13 protein-coding genes and 2 pseudogenes are annotated in these 17778 nt (G+C 71.9%); 9 read left to right on the top strand and 6 right to left on the bottom strand.

The features are described from left to right. Positions 1–21: 21 nt before the first annotated feature. Complete coding sequence (locus tag AC0ZLC_RS23285; RefSeq protein WP_476753880.1) at positions 22–255, top strand: hypothetical protein; 234 nt, start codon at positions 22–24, stop codon at positions 253–255. Between the two features lie 130 nt (positions 256–385). On the opposite strand, the gene AC0ZLC_RS23280 is transcribed toward AC0ZLC_RS23285, so the two are convergent. After that, entirely contained in the window at positions 386–3697 is a 3312-nt protein-coding gene (locus tag AC0ZLC_RS23280) for a S41 family peptidase (protein ID WP_476753879.1), read from the bottom strand. Between the two features lie 177 nt (positions 3698–3874). Between AC0ZLC_RS23280 and AC0ZLC_RS23275 the strand changes: the two genes are divergently transcribed. Together AC0ZLC_RS23275 and AC0ZLC_RS23270 are read left to right on the top strand one after the other, a co-directional pair. Beyond that, positions 3875–4468 (top strand): TetR/AcrR family transcriptional regulator, encoded by a 594-nt coding sequence (locus AC0ZLC_RS23275; RefSeq protein ID WP_476753878.1) that lies wholly within the window; start codon positions 3875–3877, stop codon positions 4466–4468. A 169-nt stretch (positions 4469–4637) separates the two neighbouring features. Next, on the top strand, positions 4638–6869 hold the full coding sequence (locus AC0ZLC_RS23270; protein WP_476753877.1) for an MMPL family transporter: 2232 nt from the start codon (positions 4638–4640) through the stop codon (positions 6867–6869). A gap of 112 nt (positions 6870–6981) precedes the next feature. Here AC0ZLC_RS23270 and AC0ZLC_RS23265 read toward each other — a convergent pair. After that, positions 6982–7390 (bottom strand): annotated as a pseudogene (locus AC0ZLC_RS23265) (ATP-binding protein); the annotation flags it as partial. Positions 7391–7528: 138 nt separating this feature from the next. On the opposite strand from AC0ZLC_RS23265, the gene AC0ZLC_RS23260 reads away from it, so the two are divergent. The 3 genes from AC0ZLC_RS23260 (at position 7529) to AC0ZLC_RS23250 (ending at position 10245) form a co-directional block, all read left to right on the top strand. Continuing rightward, positions 7529–8248, top strand: coding sequence for a Scr1 family TA system antitoxin-like transcriptional regulator (locus AC0ZLC_RS23260; RefSeq protein ID WP_476753876.1), 720 nt, complete (start codon positions 7529–7531; stop codon positions 8246–8248). 48 nt (positions 8249–8296) lie between these two features. Next, on the top strand, positions 8297–8929 hold the full coding sequence (locus AC0ZLC_RS23255) for a hypothetical protein (protein WP_476753994.1): 633 nt from the start codon (positions 8297–8299) through the stop codon (positions 8927–8929). Positions 8930–9303: 374 nt separating this feature from the next. After that, positions 9304–10245: a C15 family peptidase gene (locus AC0ZLC_RS23250; RefSeq protein ID WP_476753875.1), complete on the top strand. Its 942-nt coding sequence runs from the start codon at positions 9304–9306 to the stop codon at positions 10243–10245. Between the two features lie 189 nt (positions 10246–10434). Here AC0ZLC_RS23250 and AC0ZLC_RS23245 read toward each other — a convergent pair whose 3' ends face one another. Next, on the bottom strand, positions 10435–10782 hold the full coding sequence (locus AC0ZLC_RS23245; protein WP_476753874.1) for an SsgA family sporulation/cell division regulator: 348 nt from the start codon (positions 10780–10782) through the stop codon (positions 10435–10437). A gap of 181 nt (positions 10783–10963) precedes the next feature. Here AC0ZLC_RS23245 and AC0ZLC_RS23240 point away from each other — a divergent pair, with 181 nt between their 5' ends. From AC0ZLC_RS23240 to AC0ZLC_RS23230, 3 genes are read left to right on the top strand one after another with little or no spacing between them, the layout of a single operon-like run. Next, entirely contained in the window at positions 10964–12016 is a 1053-nt protein-coding gene (locus AC0ZLC_RS23240; protein ID WP_476753873.1) for an energy-coupling factor ABC transporter permease, read from the top strand. Between the two features lies 1 nt (position 12017). Beyond that, a complete protein-coding gene (gene cbiQ / locus AC0ZLC_RS23235; RefSeq protein WP_476753872.1) occupies positions 12018–12779 on the top strand; it encodes a cobalt ECF transporter T component CbiQ in 762 nt (253 codons plus the stop codon). Positions 12780–12789: 10 nt separating this feature from the next. After that, complete coding sequence (locus AC0ZLC_RS23230; protein ID WP_358850055.1) at positions 12790–13563, top strand: energy-coupling factor ABC transporter ATP-binding protein; 774 nt, start codon at positions 12790–12792, stop codon at positions 13561–13563. A gap of 261 nt (positions 13564–13824) precedes the next feature. On the opposite strand, the pseudogene AC0ZLC_RS23225 reads toward AC0ZLC_RS23230, so the two are convergent. From AC0ZLC_RS23225 to AC0ZLC_RS23215, 3 genes and pseudogenes are all read right to left on the bottom strand, one after another. Continuing rightward, a pseudogene (locus tag AC0ZLC_RS23225) lies at positions 13825–14313 on the bottom strand (YbaK/EbsC family protein); the annotation flags it as partial. Positions 14314–14371: 58 nt separating this feature from the next. Continuing rightward, positions 14372–16033 carry a penicillin-binding transpeptidase domain-containing protein gene (locus AC0ZLC_RS23220; RefSeq protein ID WP_476753871.1) on the bottom strand — a complete coding sequence of 554 codons (1662 nt, stop codon included), beginning with the start codon at positions 16031–16033 and terminating at the stop codon, positions 14372–14374. 93 nt (positions 16034–16126) lie between these two features. Continuing rightward, a complete protein-coding gene (locus AC0ZLC_RS23215) occupies positions 16127–17746 on the bottom strand; it encodes a penicillin-binding transpeptidase domain-containing protein (protein ID WP_476753870.1) in 1620 nt (539 codons plus the stop codon). Positions 17747–17778: the final 32 nt, after the last annotated feature.

The raw sequence follows: 17778 nt of genomic DNA, 5'->3' as shown, positions 1-17778 counted from the left end.
CCCACTACGGGAGTGAATTCCATGGGCATGAAGGACCAGTTCCAGGACAAGTCCGAGCAGCTGCAGCAGCAGGCGAAGAAGAAGTTCGGCGAGCGGCGCGACGAGGCGGGCGAGCGTTCGCCGCAGGAGCGCGACCGGGCCCCGCAGGAGCGCGACCGGGTTCCGCAGGAGCGCGACCGGGTCCCGCGGGGTCCCGAGCGTGAGCGCACTCCGCAGGACGCGCGGGAGCGCCTCGACGAGGACTACGACATCTGACGCTGCGCCCGGCCTTGGCCGGAATGGGGTGCCCTCCCTACAGGGGGGCACCCTTTCGGCGTGTGCATCACAGGTTGAACGGCCGCGGACCGCGGCTGGGTGTGAGCCACCGTCGGCCCCTGCCGGCCCCTCATCCCGTGCTGCGCGGGGGCAGTGGGGGCCGTGCGCGGTCCGGGACGTCCGAGAGGTCGGGCGGGGACGCGGCCGGGCGGCCGGCCAGCAGCTCCAGGGCCAGCCGCACCGCGTCGTCCAGCTGGGCGTGGCGGCCCTCGGCCCAGTCCAGTGGCGTCCGCAGGATCTCCAGGTCGGGACGGACGCCGTGGTTCTCGACCGACCAGCCGTAGGCGTCGAACCAGGCGGCGTTCATCGGGACCGTGATGACCGTGCCGTCGCCGAGACGGTGCCGGCCGGTCATGCCGACGACTCCGCCCCAGGTGCGCTGGCCTACGACCGGGCCCAGCTTCAGCAGCCTGAAGGCCGCCGTGATCATGTCGCCGTCCGAGGAGGTGGCCTCGTCTGCGAGGGCGACCACCGGACCCCGCGGCGCGTTCGACGCGTACGAGACCGGCCGGGCGTCGCGGGTGAGGTCCCAGCCGAGGATCCTGCGGGTCAGCGTCTCGACGACCAGTTCACTGATGTGGCCGCCCGCGTTGCCGCGCACGTCGACGATGAGCGCGGGGCGCGACACCTCCATGCGCAGGTCGCGGTTGAACTGGGCCCAGCCCGAGCCGCCCATGTCCGGGATGTGCAGATAGCCGCAACGGCCGCCGCCGGCCTCCCGCACCACCTCGCGCCGTTTGGCCACCCAGTCCTGGTAGCGCAGCGGCCGTTCGTCGGTGAGCGGGACCACCGCCACCCGGCGCGGACGCCCGCCGCCCTCCGCCGGGGTGAACGTCAGCTCCACCGTCGTACCGCCCGCTCCCGCCAGCAGCGGATACGGGCCCGCCACCGGGTCCACCGGGCGGCCGTCCACGTGGGTGAGCACCGCGCCCTCCCGGATGCCCGAACCGGCCAGCGGTGAGCGGGCCTTGGAGTCGGAGGAGTCCCCGGGCAGGATGCGCTTGAGGATCCACCGGCCCTCCCGGCGGACGAAGTTGGCGCCCAGCAGGCCCTGCCGGCGCTGGTAGTGCGCCGGGCCCTCGTTGCGGCGGGCGGCGGTGACGTAGGCGTGCGAGGTGGCCAGCTCGCCGAGCACCTCGCGCAGCAGGTCGGCGAACTCGTCGGGGGAGGCGACCCGTTCGACCAGGGGCCGGTACTGCGCGAGGACCGCGTCCCAGTCGATGCCGCACATGCCGGGGTCCCAGAAGTAGGCGCGGATGATGCGTCCCGCCTCCGCGTACGCCTGGCGCCATTCGGCGGGCGGGTCCACCTCGTGCAGGATCCGGCGCAGGTCGATCCAGACCGTGGAGTCGGCGTCGCCCGACTCGGTGGCGGGGACGGCCCGCAGGTCGTCCTCGTCGGCCACGACGAGGCGGCTGCCGTCGCCACTGACCGCGAAGAAGTCCAGGTGGCCGACGAGTTCGGACTTCTTCGCCTTGGCGATGCTGAAGTACTCCAGGGTGGGCCGGCCGGTGGTGTCGTCCGGGTTGGCGAAGGTCTCGCCGAGCGCCCCGGAGATCGGCCAGCGCAGCCAGACCAGGCCGCCGCCCGCGACCGGGTGCAGCGCCGAGTACTTGGAGGCGGTGACGGGGAAGGGGGTGACCCGGCTCTCCAGCCCCTCGATCTCCACGGCCGCCGTGCCGCCGTCGTCGGGACCGTCCCCGACCGGGTCGAGACCGCCGGCGACCGGGCGCCCGTCCGGGTTCAGGGCGAAGGGGGAGGGGGTCGCGGAGGAGAGGGGCACGAGGTAGGGGCGGCAGCCCAGCGGGAAGGACAGGTCGCCGGTGTGCACGTCGTAGACCGGGTCGAAGCCGCGCCAGGACAGGAACGCCAGATAGCGGCCGTCCCGGGTGAACACCGGGTTCTCGTCCTCGAAGCGGCCGTTGGTCACGTCGACGACCAGGCCGTCCTTGATCCGCGCCAGCTTGATCTGCCGCAGCGACCGGCCGATCCCCGGGTGCGACCAGGTCAGCCAGCACCCGTCCGGCGAGAACGCCAGGTCCCGCACGGGTCCGTTGTCGGACCTGATCAGCTCGACGACCCCGCCCGCCCCGGCCGCGGCGGTGTCCCCGGGCTCCTCCGTCGCGTCGATCAGCAGCACCCGCCCGTCGTGCGAGGCGACGGCGAGGCGCTCGCCCCGCGGGTCCGACACCAGTTCCAGCACCCGGCCCAGGTCGCCGGTGGCGGGCCGGCGCGGTACCCGGTCGCCGGTGGCGCGCGGCAGGTGGGCGATCTCGACGGCGTCCTCGCCGTCCGCGTCGGTGACGTAGGCGACCTGGCCGCCGGAGCCGAGCATCTCGGGGAGCCGGACGCGTACCCCCGGGACGTCCGCGATGGTGCGCGCGGGGCCGTCCCGGTGGGTGAGCCAGTACAGGCTGCCGCGTACGACGACGGCGCTGGCGCGGCCCGTCTCGTCCACGGAGATGCCGTCGACGTGCTGGGCCGCGGGCACCTGATACCTGCGCCGGCCCGCGCGCGGCCCGCCGAGGCGGACGTCGAGCCGGCGCGGCACCGAGCCGGCGGCGAGGTCGTCGACGAGCCACAGATCGCCCGCGCACTGGTAGACGACCCGGGTGCCGTCGCTCGCTGCGTGCCGGGCGTAGAACGTGTCGTGGTCGGTGTGCCGTCGCAGGCCGGAGCCGTCGTACGTGCAGGAGTAGAGGTTGCCGATGCCCTCGTGGTCGGAGAGGAAGGCGATGCGTCCGCCGACGAACATCGGGGAGTGCAGGTGCCCCTCCAGGCCGGCGAGGATCCGCTGCCCGTGCAGCCACAGCCGCCCGGTCGCGCCGCCCCGGTAGCGCTTCCACGCGGCCGGTTCGTGCGGCGGGGTGCCGGTGAGCAGCAGGGTCCTGCGCTCGCCGTCGAGGTCGGCGACCTGGATGTCGGAGACCGGGCCCCAGGGCAGCCGCCCGCCCGGGTCGCCGTCGGTGGGGACGCTGTGGGCCCAGGTGAAGTACGAGAAGGGCTGGCCGTGCGAGGCGACGGCGAGGATGTGGCAGTTGCCGTCCTTGTCGGGCGGTGCCCAGCCGCAGACCCGGGTGTCCGCGCTGCCCCAGTAGGTGAGCCGCCGGCCGGGGCCGCCGCCGACCGGCGCGAGATGGATCTCGGGGACGAGACTGCGCCAGCTGGTGTAGGCGATGTGGCGGCCGTCGGGGGAGAAGCGCGGGTGGCCGACCTTGGTGCGGTCGACGGTGAGCCGCCAGGCGCGTGCGGACCCTTCGAGGGGGGCCACCCACAGGTCGTCCTCGGCGGCGAAGCACAGCAGGTCACCGCTGAGGTGCGGGAAACGCAGGTAGCCGGGGGCGGTCTCGTCGGCGGTCGCCTTCTCGTACGCGTCGCTCACCTCCCCATGTTTTGCCGCCCCCGGGGCACCGGCAAGTCGGGTGCGCGTCCGGAACGGTGACCGATGACACGTACGAAACGGTTTCGTTTCGATCGGTCCCGGGGTATCTTCGGAGGCGTACGAACCGATGTCGTCCGCAGCGGGTGTCCGACAGCGCAGCAGGAGAAGGTGAGCGGGATGGCCGAAGCCGCAACGGCGCGTCGCAGCCGGATCACGCCCGAGCGCGAGGCGGAGCTGTACACGGCCGTGCTCGATCTGCTCCGGGAGGTCGGTTACGACGCCCTGACGATGGACGCCGTAGCCGCCCGCACCCGGTCCAGCAAGGCCACCCTCTACCGTCAGTGGGGCGGCAAGGCCGAGCTGGTCGTGAAGGCGATGCGGCACCAGAAACCGCCGCTCGCGCCCGCCGGCCTGGACACCGGCTCCCTGCGCGGTGACTTCCACGCGCTCGCCGCCCGGCAGGACGACTGCCGGATGGAGCAGGACTCCGCGCTCATGCGGGGCCTGGCCATGGCGGCGCACGGGAACCCGGAACTCCTCAAGGCGTTCCGCGAGTATCTCGTCGAACCCGAGATGGAAGACATGCGCAGGGTGCTGCGGCGCGCCGTCGACCGCGGGGAGGTCCGCCCGGACAACCCCGCGATGGACTACGTGATGCACATGCTGATCGGCGCCTTCGCGGCGCGCACCATGATCGACGAGCTGCCGCCCACGCAGGCCTTCATCACCTCGTACATCGACGCCGTGGTCCTCCCCGCTCTCGGCGCCTGACCCCTCGACCCCCACTCGAGTCCCCGCTGTTCCCCGACACCTGTCCCACCCGTCCCACCTGACGCGACCGCTCACGTCGTCGGGCTGATCCGCCCCGCCGTTCCCCGTGCCCCACCGGGCGAGCGCACCAGCCCTCTGTCGTCCACGACCTGACCGGGAGTACGCCTTCGTGGCCACGTTCCTCTACAAACTCGGCCGTCTCGCCTTCCGGCGACGGCACTTCGTCGCCCTGATCTGGGTGGCCCTGCTCACGCTCGCCGGTGTCGGCGCCGCCTCGGCGCCCACGGCGGGCTCCAGTTCCTTCTCCATCCCGGGCACGGAGGCGCAGAAGGCCTTCGACCTGCTGGAGGATCGTTTCCCCGGGATGAGTGCCGACGGGGCGACCGCACGCGTCGTCTTCAAGGCACCCGACGGCGAGAAGATGGCGGACCCGGCGAACAAGGCCGCCGTCAAGGAGGCCGTCCGGGAACTCGGCGAGGGCTCCGAGGTCACCTCCGTCACCGACCCCTTCAAGGCCAAGGCCGTCAGCGAGGACGGCACCGTCGCGTACACGCAGGTGTCGTACGAGGTCTCCGGCATGGAACTGAAGGACGTCTCCAAGGACGCCCTGAAGGACGCCGCGAAGGACGCGCGGGCGTCCGGGCTCACCGTCGAGGTCGGCGGTGACGCCCTCCAGGCCGTGCCCGAGACCGGATCCACCGAGATCATCGGCATCGCGATCGCCGCGGTCGTCCTGGTGATCACCTTCGGATCGCTGATCGCGGCCGGTCTGCCGCTGCTCACCGCCCTGATCGGCGTCGGCATCGGCGTCTCCACCATCGCCGCGCTCGCCAAGGCTCTCGACCTCGGCTCCACCACCTCCACGCTCGCGATGATGATCGGCCTCGCCGTCGGCATCGACTACGCCCTCTTCATCGTCTCCCGCTACCGCGCCGAACTCGCCGAGGGCCGGGAACGCGAGGAGGCCGCCGGGCGGGCCGTCGGCACCGCGGGCTCGGCCGTCGTCTTCGCCGGCCTGACCGTCGTCATCGCCCTCGTGGGCCTCGCCGTCGTCAACATCCCGATGCTCACCAAGATGGGCGTCGCGGCGGCCGGCACGGTCGCCGTCGCCGTCCTCATCGCCCTCACCATGATCCCGGCGCTGCTCGGCTACGCGGGCCGCAAGGTGCAGCCCGCCGGACAGAAGAGCAGGCTGCTGGGCGGCGGCCGGCAGAAGGCCCGGGACGCCGCGGCCGGCGAGCGGCCCAACATGGGCACCCGCTGGGCACGCTTCGTCGTACGCCGCCCGCTCACCGTCCTGCTCCTCGGCGTCGTCGGCCTCGGTGCCGCCGCCGTCCCCGCGGCCTCGCTGGAACTGGGCCTGCCGGACGACGGCTCGCAGCCGACGTCCACCACGCAGCGCCGCGCCTACGACCTGCTGTCCGAGGGCTTCGGCCCCGGCTTCAACGGCCCGCTGATGGTCGTGGTCGACGCCAGGTCGAGCGACGACCCGAAGGGCGCCGTCAGCACGGTGTCCGGCACGGTGAAGAAGCTCGACGACGTCGTCTCCGTCACCCCGGCGACCTTCAACAAGGCCGGCGACACGGCCATGATCAGCGTCATCCCGGACTCCAAGCCGTCCTCCGTGCGCACCGAGGAGCTGGTCCACGAGATCCGCGACGCGGGCGGTTCCATCAAGGCCGACTCCGGCGCGACCGTCCTGGTCACCGGCTCCACGGCCATGAACATCGACTTCTCGCAGAAGCTCAACGACGCGCTGGTCCCGTACCTGGCCCTGGTGGTCGGCCTGGCCTTCCTGCTGCTGATCGTGGTGTTCCGCTCGATCCTGGTCCCGCTGAAGGCCGCCCTCGGCTTCCTGCTCTCGGTGATGGCCGCGCTCGGCGCCGTCGTCGCGGTCTTCCAGTGGGGCTGGCTGGCCGGTCTGATCGGCGTCGAGGAGACGGGCCCGATCATGTCGATGATGCCGATCTTCATGGTCGGCGTGGTCTTCGGCCTCGCGATGGACTACGAGGTCTTCCTCGTGACCCGGATGCGTGAGGCGTACGTCCACGGGGAGCGGCCCGGCCAGGCGATCGTGACCGGGTTCCGGCACGGCGCCCGGGTGGTCACCGCCGCCGCCGTCATCATGATCGCCGTCTTCTCCGGCTTCATCGGCTCCAGCGAGGCGATGATCAAGATGATCGGCTTCGGTCTCGCCATCGCGGTCTTCTTCGACGCGTTCGTGGTCCGCATGGCGATCGTCCCGGCCGTGCTCGCCCTGCTCGGCAAGCGCGCCTGGTGGCTGCCGACCTGGCTGGACCGGGCGCTCCCGAACGTCGACGTCGAGGGCGAGGGGCTGCGCGCCCACGACGCCGGCCGCCCGAAGGACGGCGACGAGGACAGGGAGCTCGTACGGGTCTGAACCGGCCCCGCGAGTCCGGCCGGCCGCCGGTGAGGACCCCTCCGGGGGTGCCCTCACCGGCGGCCGTCGCCGTGACCGGGGAGCACGTCCGCCCCGGCGAGCGGGGTCTCCGCCAGACGGTCTTGCGCGGGGGGGGGCCGGGGGTGACGCTCCAGCGGTCGGCGAGCGCGTCCACGAGGAGCAGGCCGCGGCCCGACTCGGCGTCCGCGGGGGCCTCTTGGGGGAGCACGGGGAGACGGTCACCGCGCGTGTCCGTCACCTCGATACGGAGCATGCCGCCCACCACGAGGAGGGTCAGCCGGAAGTCACGGCCCGGGACTCGGCCGTGGCGCACGGCGTTGGCCGCAAGCTCGGCGACGATGTGGCCCGCCGCCTGCAACGGCACCCCCCCAGGTACGCAGTTGCTCCACAGCGAGCAGCCGGGCCAGGCGGGCGCCGCGGGGTGTGGGGGACAGCAGCACGCTGAAGGTGCGGAAATGGCGGGCAAGTTGCGGCCGGGGCCCGCTGGTCTCTTGATTCACGTCACTCAGCGTGGCGGACGCTGGCTACGCTGAGCGGTGATCGTACCCGTACGTACGGTGACTGTCCGGCCGCTGTCCCGGTCTGTCCCGGCTGTCCCGGGGATGTACGGGTACGGCTGCGCGTGGAAGGCGGTGGTCATGAGCGGCGAGGGTGTGGACGAACCCGGGTGGGATGTCGGTCCGGAGGACGAGATCGCCCCGGTGGTGGAGGCGACGGGGCGCCAGATCAGACTCTGGCGCGAGGCGGCGGGCCTGCGGGCGGCCGAGTTGGGAGAGGCCGTCGGATACGGCGAGGACCTGGTCCGCAAGGTGGAACGCGGGGCGTGCATTCCCCGCCCGGAGTTCCTGGACCGCGCCGACGAGGTCCTGAACGCGGGCGGCCGCATCAGGGCGTTCCGCGAGGACATGGAGAAGGCGCGGTACCCGAAGAAGGTACGGGAACTGAAGATGCTGGAGGAGCGGGCGGTCGAGCTCGTGGCCTACGGGGACCACAACCTCGACGGCCTGCTGCAGACGCAGGACTATGCTCGCGCCCTCTTCGAGATGCGGCAGCCCGCTTACTCGCGAGCTGCGTCATGGCATGATCCGGGCGCAAGCTCTCACTCCCCCGGAGTCGGCGGTCCTCATCGAGCAAGTACTGGGAGAGACATGACCCTTGAGCTCACTGCCGGGGACGATCCCGAGCTGACGTGGAGCAAGAGCAGTCACAGCGACAGCAGCAACAGTAGCGAGTGCGTCGAGATAGCCGCGACCCCGGGGACGATCCACATCCGCGACTCGAAGAGCCCCCCGGGGCCCCGCGTCACCGTGGACCCGGCGGCCTGGGCGGAGTTCGTCGGATACGTGGTCGGCAAATGAGTTGGGTGACCGGACCCGCCTTCCCGTAAGGATCACCACGACGTGTCAATGCGTGCACCTCGGAATTGCGGTTCCTGGTTCTGGGATCTCGACGGGATCGCCGCACCCGGTCTGGAGTCGGCGCTGGCGACGGCCGCGCGCATGAGCGAAGTGCTCGACCGCCTGGAGCTGCTCGCCCCGACCAGCCTCGAATACCGGTGGTACGTCATGGACGTCGGCGCCATCGGAGTCAAGAGCACTCTGGAACTCCCGACGCCCCTGAGCGATCCGACGCTTGCGGAGCGGCTTCGCGGAAGTCGCCCGGTCAACTCTCCCGAAGCAGAGATCGACACCGTCCATGTCGTCGGCTCGGGCATCTGGATCGATGCGACAGGGAAGAGACGTGAGGAACCCAGGCTGATCGATCTGTCCGTCTCTCCTGCTCCCACGGGTCTCTCGGCCGAGCTGGCCGTCCATCACGACATCTGGGCCTGGTACGACTTCTCCGGCCGTCCGCATCCCTACGTCCATCAACGCAACGCACCGCGCCTTGCGACCGCCCTGAAGGAACTCACTGCAGTACTCGGTGTGTCTCCGGAACTGGGGGACCCGACGTATTTCGGCGTGGCCACGCCCGACGGCCTCGCCACTCCGGACGCCTACGAAGACGGTCTGGGCCCGGACCTGACCGGCAGGCTCTGAGCGGTGCCCAGACCGTGAGTGAGCATCGATCGGACTTCGGAGCCATGGGCGCTTCCCACCCCCAGGACCAGTGATCCAGCCGCGACTCGGTGACCGGTTCTACCGCAGCCGTTTGCGTCGCAGCGAGTCAGCCGGACAACCTGGGCCAGTTGTCCAAGTCGGCGGCGGATCACAAGGTCATGCTCGTCGACGGCCAGGGGAGAGTCGCCGAATGAGAGGCGCGCGGCATTCCTGTTCGTGCTCCGGCTCGACGACGGAACGATCGTCATTCCCCCGGGCTCCAAGGTCGACCCACGAGGTGTTCTGTGATGACGACGGTCCCGGTCGGCAGCTGGTCGTGGGAGGCCAAGACGCAGACCGCAGGAGACGACCTCGTGGCGCGGGCCGCCCGTCAGGTGCTCGAGGCGTGGTCCGCACTCGGCGCGCTGGGACTTGTCGAGGGTGCGGTGCGCGCCGGTCTCACGGTCGAGGGCAAGGGCGGCGGCGCTCTGCTCACTCGGCGGGGTGTGCGGGTGGATCCGCAGGCTGTCCACTCCGGGGAAGGCCTCTTCGCCGGCCTGCCGCCGCTCGACGGGGACCGGGTGGGACTCGTGACGATCGATCTCTCGGCACCGGGGGCGTGCCTCCGGGCCGGCCGGCCCCGCCCTGTCGAGAAGCTCTTTGTGATTTCCGCCGACGCATGGGCGAGCGGTGCCGGAACGCTGACTCTCCACACCTATTCCGACGCATGGATGTCCCACGACCTGCGGGGCCACAGGCAGCCGCGGGTGCAGCAGGAGAACGCTCCCCGCCTAAGTTCCGCTCTCGCCGCGCTGACGCGGCTGACCGGGGCCGAGGTAGTACCGGCGGATCCCACCGCGTACGGCGTTCCCACCCAGGACGGTTTCGAGGATCTCCCCGACGAGGACCCGGATCTGCTCGATTCCTGGTACACGTTCGAGGCTCCGCGCCGGAAGGAGCGGCTGCAGGCGGAAATGCCCCTCGACGCGGCACCGTTCGCGACCGAGACGGATTCCCCCGTCGAGTGCCTCGAAGTGACCCTCGACGGTCGCGTGGTGGGCTACCTGTGGGCGGCCGACAGCGACGAAGCGGCGGGGTACGAGCCGCGTGCCGCCGCCGGTGACGTGGCCCTCGACGTCGCCGCGTCGTGGCTGACGCAGCTGAGTGCGGCGAAGAAGCGAGGGTTGTCCCCCTCCCGGGCTTTGCGCGAGTTGTCCGTGGGGGCGAGAGATTCCGATGCCGGGGCGATCGTTTCGGGATCTCGTCGAGTCATCGCGTCCCTGGAGGAGCTGCAGGACCTCTCCGGTCGGGAGTGATCAGCGACCGGACGTCGGAGTCGTGAGCGCTTTCCACCCCCAGGACCAGTGATCCAGTGACGCACGACGTCATCGCTCTCACGCCAAGGATTGGCGATCCGCGCACGTCGCTGGCCGGGTCCGTCGCTGGGCGCGCCGACTGAGCGGCGGCTCGGGCGCGTGTCGGGTGGGTGCCGGGGCGATCCGACGTCAGTGCGCCACCGGCGTGGCCGTCACCGCATACGTGCGGCGGAGGAATCGTGTGAGGGTCTTCGTGTCGAACTGGACGACCGCGGTGCCCCGCGCGGAGTGGAACTCCATGATCGCCTGGACCCGGCCGCAGGGCCAGACCTCCACGTCGCCGCTGCGGACCGGCGTGCGCAGGCCGCGTTCCAGCAGGTCGCGGGAGAACTGCCACTCGTGGGGGCCGGGGAGGCCGATTTGGACGACGCGGGGGTCGGTCTCGGGGTCGTAGCGCAGGACGACCGGGACGGCGTTCTCGCCCTCCTGGGACTCCGTGACGATGTGGACTCGCGCGTACTGTTCGACAACGGACATCGGACGGCTCCTCACGCTGCGTGACCCGAGCAGGGGATGGCATACCCGCGTCGTGGATCCGCTTCCTCTCCAATGTCGCACACATCCCGGAACCCGGCCTGGGAGCGGTCTCCCGCCGCCGGACTATTCATGACGCACTCTCTCTTGCAAGCGGTTCGCAACAAGGCGCTATCCTCGAACGGTGCATGTGCCAGACGGATTCATCAACGCCCCGGTCTCCGCGGTCACCGGCGTCATCGCCGCCGGTGCCATCGCCGTGAGTCTCAAGGGGGCCCGCCGCGAGCTGGACGAGAAGACGGCGCCGCTCGCCGGCCTCGTCGCCGCGTTCATCTTCGCCGTACAGATGCTGAACTTCCCGGTCGCCGCCGGAACCAGCGGACATCTGCTCGGTGGCGCACTCGCGGCGATACTCGTCGGCCCCTTCACCGGGGTCCTCTGTGTCTCCGTCGTGCTGCTCATGCAGGGCATCCTCTTCGCGGACGGCGGCCTGACCGCGCTCGGCGTGAACATCACCGACATGGCCATCGTCACCACGGTGGTGGCGTACGCCGTCTTCCGGGGGCTGGTGAAGGTGCTCCCGCGCAGGCGGCGCTCCATCACCGTCTCCGCCTTCGTCGCCGCGCTGCTGTCCGTCCCCGCCGCCGCCGTCGCCTTCACCTTCGTCTACGCCCTCGGCGGCACCACCGACGTCTCGATCACCAAGGTCGCCACCGCCATGGTCGGCGTCCACCTCCTCATCGGCATCGGCGAGGCGGCGATCACCGCGCTCACCGTCGGCGCCGTCATCGCCGTACGGCCCGACCTCGTGTACGGGGCGCGCGGCCTCCAGCAGCGCCTCAAGCTGCGCGTGAACGGCGAGCTGGTCGACGCCCCCGGCACCGCCCCCGTCCCGGTGGCCGCCCGGACCTCCCGGCGTGCGGTGTGGGCCGCCGGCCTGACCGCCTCCGTCGTGCTCGCCGGGTTCGTCAGCTTCTACGCCTCCGCCAGCCCCGACGGCCTGGAGAAGATCGCCCACGACCAGGGCATCGACAAGAAGGCCGAGGAGCACGCCGCGTCCGACTCGCCGCTGGCCGACTACGGTGTCAAGGACGTCTCCGACGCCCGCGTCTCCGGCGGCCTCGCGGGCGTGATCGGCGTCGGCGTCACCGTCGTCGCGGGCACGGGTGTCTTCTGGGCGGTCCGCAGGCGCCGTACGGACGACACCTCGCCCGTCTCACTACCCGAAGGCGTCTGACGTGGGTGCGGGTCACGCGCACAAGCTGTATCTGCACGGGCACTCGCCCGTGCACGCCCTGCCGCCGCACACCAAGCTCGCGGCGGCCTTCGGCTTCGTGGTCGTGGTGGTCTCCACCCCGCGCGAGGCGATGTGGGCGTTCGCGCTGTACGCGGTGCTCCTCGCGGGCGTCGCGTACCAGGCGCGCGTGCCCGCCCCCTTCCTGCTGAAGCGGCTGCTGATCGAGGTCCCGTTCGTCGCCTTCGCGGTGCTCATGCCGTTCGTGGCGGAGGGTGAACGCGTGGACGTGCTCGGCGTGTCCCTGAGCGTGAACGGCCTCTGGGGCGCCTGGAACGTGCTCGCCAAGGGCACCCTGGGCGTCGGCGCCTCCGTACTTCTCGCCTCCACCACCGAGCTGCGCGAGCTGCTCCTCGGACTCCAGCGCCTGAGACTTCCGCCGCTCCTCGTGCAGATCGCGTCCTTCATGATCCGCTACGGCGACGTCATCACCGACGAGATGCGGCGGATGCGCATAGCGCGCGAGTCGCGCGGCTTCGACGCCCGCGGTGTCCGGCAGTGGGGCGTCCTCGCCAAGTCGGCGGGCGCGCTCTTCATCCGCTCCTACGAGCGCGGGGAGCGCGTCCACCTCGCCATGGTCAGCCGGGGATACGCCGGCTCGATGCCGGTGATCGACGAGGTGACCGCGTCCCGGACGCAGTGGACGTACGCCCTCACCCTCCCGCTCGCCGCCCTCGTCGTCTGTCTGCTGGGATGGACCCTGTGACCCTGTCTGGATGGACCCTGTGACCCCCTCCGCCGTGCCGCCCTCCCTGGACGTGGCCGGGCTGGCCTTCGCCTACCCCGACGGCCACCAGGCCCTCTTCGGCGTCGACTTCACCATCGGGCGCGGTGAGCGCGTGGCGCTGCTCGGGCCGAACGGCGCCGGCAAGACCACTCTCGTGCTGCACCTCAACGGCATCCTGTCCGGCGGCGCCGGGACCGTCACGGTCGCCGGACTCCCGGTCGGCAGGAAGCACATGGCGGAGATCCGGCGCAAGGTCGGCATCGTCTTCCAGGACCCCGACGACCAGCTGTTCATGCCGACCGTGCGCGAGGACGTGGCCTTCGGACCCGCCGCGGCCGGGCTCAAGGGGGACGCCCTCGAGGCGCGGGTGCGGACGGCCCTGGAACGGGTCGGCATGGAGTCCTTCGCCGACCGCCCGCCGCACCACCTCTCCTTCGGCCAGCGCCGCCGGGTGGCCGTGGCGACGGTCCTCGCGATGGAGCCGGAGATCCTCGTCCTGGACGAGCCCTCGTCCAACCTGGACCCCGCCTCCCGGCGCGAACTCGCTGACATCCTGCGGTCGTTGGACGTGACCGTCTTCATGGTCACGCACGACCTGCCCTACGCCCTGGAGCTGTGCCCCCGGGCCCTGATCCTCAGCGACGGTGTCATCGCGGCCGACGGGAAGACCGGCGAGCTGCTCTCCGACGACGAACTGATGCGCGGCCACCGGCTGGAGCTTCCCTTCGGCTTCGATCCCCGCTCCGTGACAATGGGCGCGTGACGAACGACGAGACGGGCCTCCCTGACGCTCCGCTCACCCCGGACGCGCCGGACGTCCCGCGCACCCCGGACACGCGGACGGGTTCGCTGCTGAGCGCGTTCCAGCCGGCGTGCGTCACGGCGGCGAGCAGGACGGCCGCGGCGACCAGCGGCGTCACAGAGCCCGCTCGCCCACCGCGGGGGCGCCCCCGTCCACGCCTCGCCCGCCCACGCCCGCCGCAGGGGCGTCCTGTTCACGTGCGTCCGGCTCCTGGGTGTCCGGCTCCCGCACGTCCACCAGTCTGGCGCCCGCGTGGGCGACGAGGTCCTCGGGGGACATCGGGAAGACGGCGTACGGCGTGCCGGCCGCGGCCCACACCGTGTCGTGGCCGAGCAAGGAACGGTCCGCCAGCACACGGGTCTTCGTACGGTGGCCGAAGGGCGGGACCCCGCCGATCGCGTACCCCGTCGTCTCCCGCACCGCGTCCGCCCGCGCCCGGGTGACCTTCCGCGCGCCCAGTTCCCGCCGTACGAGCTCCAGGTCCACCCGGGACGCGCCGTCCATCAGCACCAGGACCGGGATCCCGTCCGCCGCGAAGATCAGCGACTTGCAGATCTGGCTCAGCCCGCAGCCGATCGCGGCGGCGGCCTCGGCCGCGGTGCGGGTCGCGTCCGGGAACCGGCGGACCCGCGGCAGCAGGTCCCCGAGGCCCGTCTCCCGCAGGGCCTCGGCGAACCGGGGGTGGGCGGCGTGCTCTTCGGCGGCAGTCATGGACGGCACCGTAGTGGTCGGTGTACGGGACACGCGACCCGTTTCCGGGGAGCGGACGTCAGCTTCCGGTGCGCAGCAGGGCCGCCACGACCGGCCCCGCGGAGTCGCCGCCGTGACCGCCCGCCCGCACCACACCGGCGGCCGCCAGGTCGCCCTTCCAGGCAGTGAACCAGCCGTTGGGCTTCTTCTGGCCGTCGACCTCCGCGGAGCCGGTCTTGGCGCCGAAGTCGGGGCCGAGCCCGGACATGGCCTCGGCGGCGGTGCCGGCGGCGGCCGTGTAGCGCAGCAGCTCGCGCAGCTGGGCCCGGGTGCGGGGGGACAGCGAGCGGGAGGCCTTCGCCAGGGTGCGGCCGTCCACCGAGGGGGACACCAGGTACGGCTGGTGGAAGGTGCCCGTCCTGGCGGTGGCGACCACGGACGCCATGTTGAGGGGATTCATGCGCACCCCGCCCTGGCCGATCAGCGAGGCCGCCTTGGAGGCGGCGCTCTGCACCGGCACCGAGCCGTCGAAGGACGGCACGCCGATGGACCAGTTGTCCATGCCGAGCCCGAAGACCTGCTGGGCCTGCCGGGTCAGGTCGTCGTCGTCCAGCTTCTTCGCCTGCGAGATGAAGGCGGTGTTGCAGGACCGCGCGAAGCTCGCCTTGAACGTGCCGTTCTTGATCTGGAACCTGTCGTCGTTCTGGAACTTCCAGCCGCCGTACGTCACGTACTTGGGGCACGGGTGCTGCTTCTCGGCCGACGCCAGGCCCTTGTCGATCAGCAGCGACGACGTGACGATCTTCATCGTGGAGCCGGGGGCCAGCGAACCCTGGAAGGCCGTGTTGAAGCCGTGGCCCGAGTTCGCGACGGCCAGGATCTCACCCGTCGAGGGGCGCACCACCACCGCCGACGCCCGGGACCTCCTGGCCACCTGCTGCTCGGCGGCGGCCTGGAGGGCCGGGCTGAGCGTCGTGCGCACCGTCCCCGGCGTGCCCTCGCTCAGCGCCACGAGCGTCTTGTCGGGGTCCTTGTCGGCGCCCTTCCTCGCTGCCTTGCGGACCACCCTCAGCTCGACGCCCGCCCTGCCGCCGGCCTTCTTGCCGTACTTCTCGCGCAGTCCGTCCAGCACCGGGTCGAGCGACGGGTACTTCGCGGCGGTCAGCTCGCCGCCGTCCGCGTCGAGCGCCCTGACCGGGGGCGTGCCGGACTCGCCGGTGACCAGCCGGTCGCCGTCCCGCAGATCCGGGTGCACGACGGAGGGCCGCCAGCCGACGAGCGGGACACCGTCCTCGGCCCGCCGGACGACGGTCAGCTTCGAGTCGTACGCGAGCGGCTTGCTCTTCCCCTTGTAGGTCACGGTGGCCCGGACGGAGAACGGGACGGTGGTGCCCGTCCGCCTGCCGGGCGTCAGCGTCACGCCGGTGATCCGGGCGTCCTCGCGGTAACCGGTGAGGGCGGCCTTCGCGGTGGCGGTGTCGTCGGTGACGGCGGCGGCCCGCGCGGGCCGGCCCTGCTGCCAGGCGGTGAGGAACCGCGTGGCAGCCGTGCGCACTTCGGCCGCCGACAGGGGACCCGTCTTCACGGGTTTCGGGTCTGCGGTCGTGGACCCGCCGTCCCCGTCCGCGCCGAAGAGGCTGTAGGCGCCGAACCCCCCGCCCGCGACGACCACGGCGATCACCCCGCCGATCACGGCGGGCCTCGTCCTGCCGCGCTCGGCGGCGCGCCCTCTCTTGCCCACAGCTGCAGATCCTTTGCTGGTTCCCCTGGCCCCGGTGCCTCGCGTGCCCGACGAAAGGCACCACCCCGGGCTCCCGGTGCGGCCGGGGTGACTTCAGCCGCTCGTTCTTAGCACATCCGCGACGATCGGACCGGCCGCGTCCCCTCCGTGGCCGCCGCCCTCGGTCATCGCGGCGGCCGCCATGTCGCCCCGGAATCCGGTGAACCAGCTGTTGGCCTTCGACTGGCCGTCGACCTCGGCGGAACCGGTCTTGGCCCCGATGTCCCCGCCGAGGTTCGCCATCGCGCGGGCGCCCGTGCCCTGGGTCGCGGTGAGCCGCATCATCTGCTTCAGCTGCGCCACGGTCCCGCTCCGCAGGCCGCGGGCGGTGGCGATCGGGCGGTCGTCGAGCTTCGGCGACACCAGGTAGGGCTGGCGGAAGGTGCCCGTGACGGCGGTCGCGGTGACCGACGCCATGCCCAGCGGGCTCATCTGGACGTCGCCCTGGCCGATCGCGTTGGCCGCGCGGTCCGGGCCGCCGGACGCGGGGATCCTGCCGTCGAAGGAGGTGATCCCCGTCTTCCAGTCGTCCCGGCCGAGCCCGAACCGTTCCTCGGCCTCGGCGGTCAGGGACGCGTCGGTGAGCGGCTTCTCGTCGACGAGCTTCACGAAGGCGGTGTTGCACGACCGCATGAAGCTGTTGGCGAGCGTGGCCTTCTCGTTGGGCGCCATGCCGGTGAGGTTGTGGAAGGTCTGGCTCTGCCAGACCGCGGTGTCCGTGCACGGCGCCGGGCCGTCCATCGAGGTGACGCCGTTGTCGATGAGCATCGCAGCGGTGACGATCTTCATGGTGGAGCCGGGGGCGAGCCGACCCTCGAACGCCGCGTTGAAGGCGTCCTTGCGGTGGTTCGCGACCGCCAGCACCTCACCCGTGCTGGGCTTCACCGCGACCACGGACGACTCGGGGTACCGCTGGACGGCCCGCTCGGCCGCCGCCTGCGCGCTCGCGCTGAGCGTGGTGCGCAGCCTGCCCGCCTTGCCCTTGGCGAGCGTCACCAGCGTCCTGGCGCCCGCGTTCCCGTCCGCGTGGCGGACCGACAGCTCGATGCCGGGCGTGCCGCCCGCCTTGTCGCCGTACCTGCCGCGCAGGGCGTCCAGGATCGGGCCGAGGGAGGGGTACCGGGCCTTGGTCAGGACGACGTTGTTGCGGTCCACGGCCTCGATCGGCGGGCTCGCCGTCTCTCCCGTCACCAGCGTGTCGCCCTCCACCAGGCCGGGGTGGACGACGGACGGCTTCCAGCCGACGAGTGCCTTGCCGGTCGTCACCCCGCGCACGACGGTCAGCTCCGAGTCGTACGACAGGGGCTTGCTCCTGCCCCGGTACGACACCGTCGCCTCGACCGAGTACGGCACGGTGGTCCCGGACGGCGTGCCCGGCGTGATCCGCACCTTGGTGAGGTGGGCGTCGTCGCGGTAGGCGGCCAACAGCGGCTCGGCCCCGCCGGCGTCGTTCGTGTACCTCGCCGCCTCGGACGCGTCGCCCTTCTCCCAGGCGGCGAAGAACCTCTCCGTGGTCTCCTCGACCTCGTCCCCGCTCGGCTTCCCGGTCTTCACGGGCGCGGGCCCGCCGACACCGCCGACGGCGGTCACCACGTTGTAGGCGCCGTACCCGGCGCCCCCCACCATCACCGCGAACACACCGCCGACGACGGCGGCCTTGACCCCCTTGCGCATGGCGCACCCCTCCCCGTAAGCGTTTGCACTCT

Source organism: Streptomyces sp. GLSS-08, assembly GCF_056387915.1.
This window is presented reverse-complemented; position numbering and strand designations above follow the sequence as displayed.

What these genes read in the sequence shown, in the direction of transcription:
- AC0ZLC_RS23285 (WP_476753880.1), top strand. Translation starts at nt 22, where the DNA reads ATGGGCATGAAGGACCAGTTCCAGGACAAGTCCGAGCAGCTGCAGCAG.
- AC0ZLC_RS23275 (WP_476753878.1), top strand. Translation starts at nt 3,875, where the DNA reads ATGGCCGAAGCCGCAACGGCGCGTCGCAGCCGGATCACGCCCGAGCGC.
- AC0ZLC_RS23260 (WP_476753876.1), top strand. Translation starts at nt 7,529, where the DNA reads ATGAGCGGCGAGGGTGTGGACGAACCCGGGTGGGATGTCGGTCCGGAG.
- AC0ZLC_RS23255 (WP_476753994.1), top strand. Translation starts at nt 8,297, where the DNA reads ATGCGTGCACCTCGGAATTGCGGTTCCTGGTTCTGGGATCTCGACGGG.
- AC0ZLC_RS23245 (WP_476753874.1), bottom strand. Translation starts at nt 10,782, where the DNA reads ATGTCCGTTGTCGAACAGTACGCGCGAGTCCACATCGTCACGGAGTCC.
- AC0ZLC_RS23230 (WP_358850055.1), top strand. Translation starts at nt 12,790, where the DNA reads ATGGACCCTGTGACCCCCTCCGCCGTGCCGCCCTCCCTGGACGTGGCC.
- AC0ZLC_RS23215 (WP_476753870.1), bottom strand. Translation starts at nt 17,746, where the DNA reads ATGCGCAAGGGGGTCAAGGCCGCCGTCGTCGGCGGTGTGTTCGCGGTG.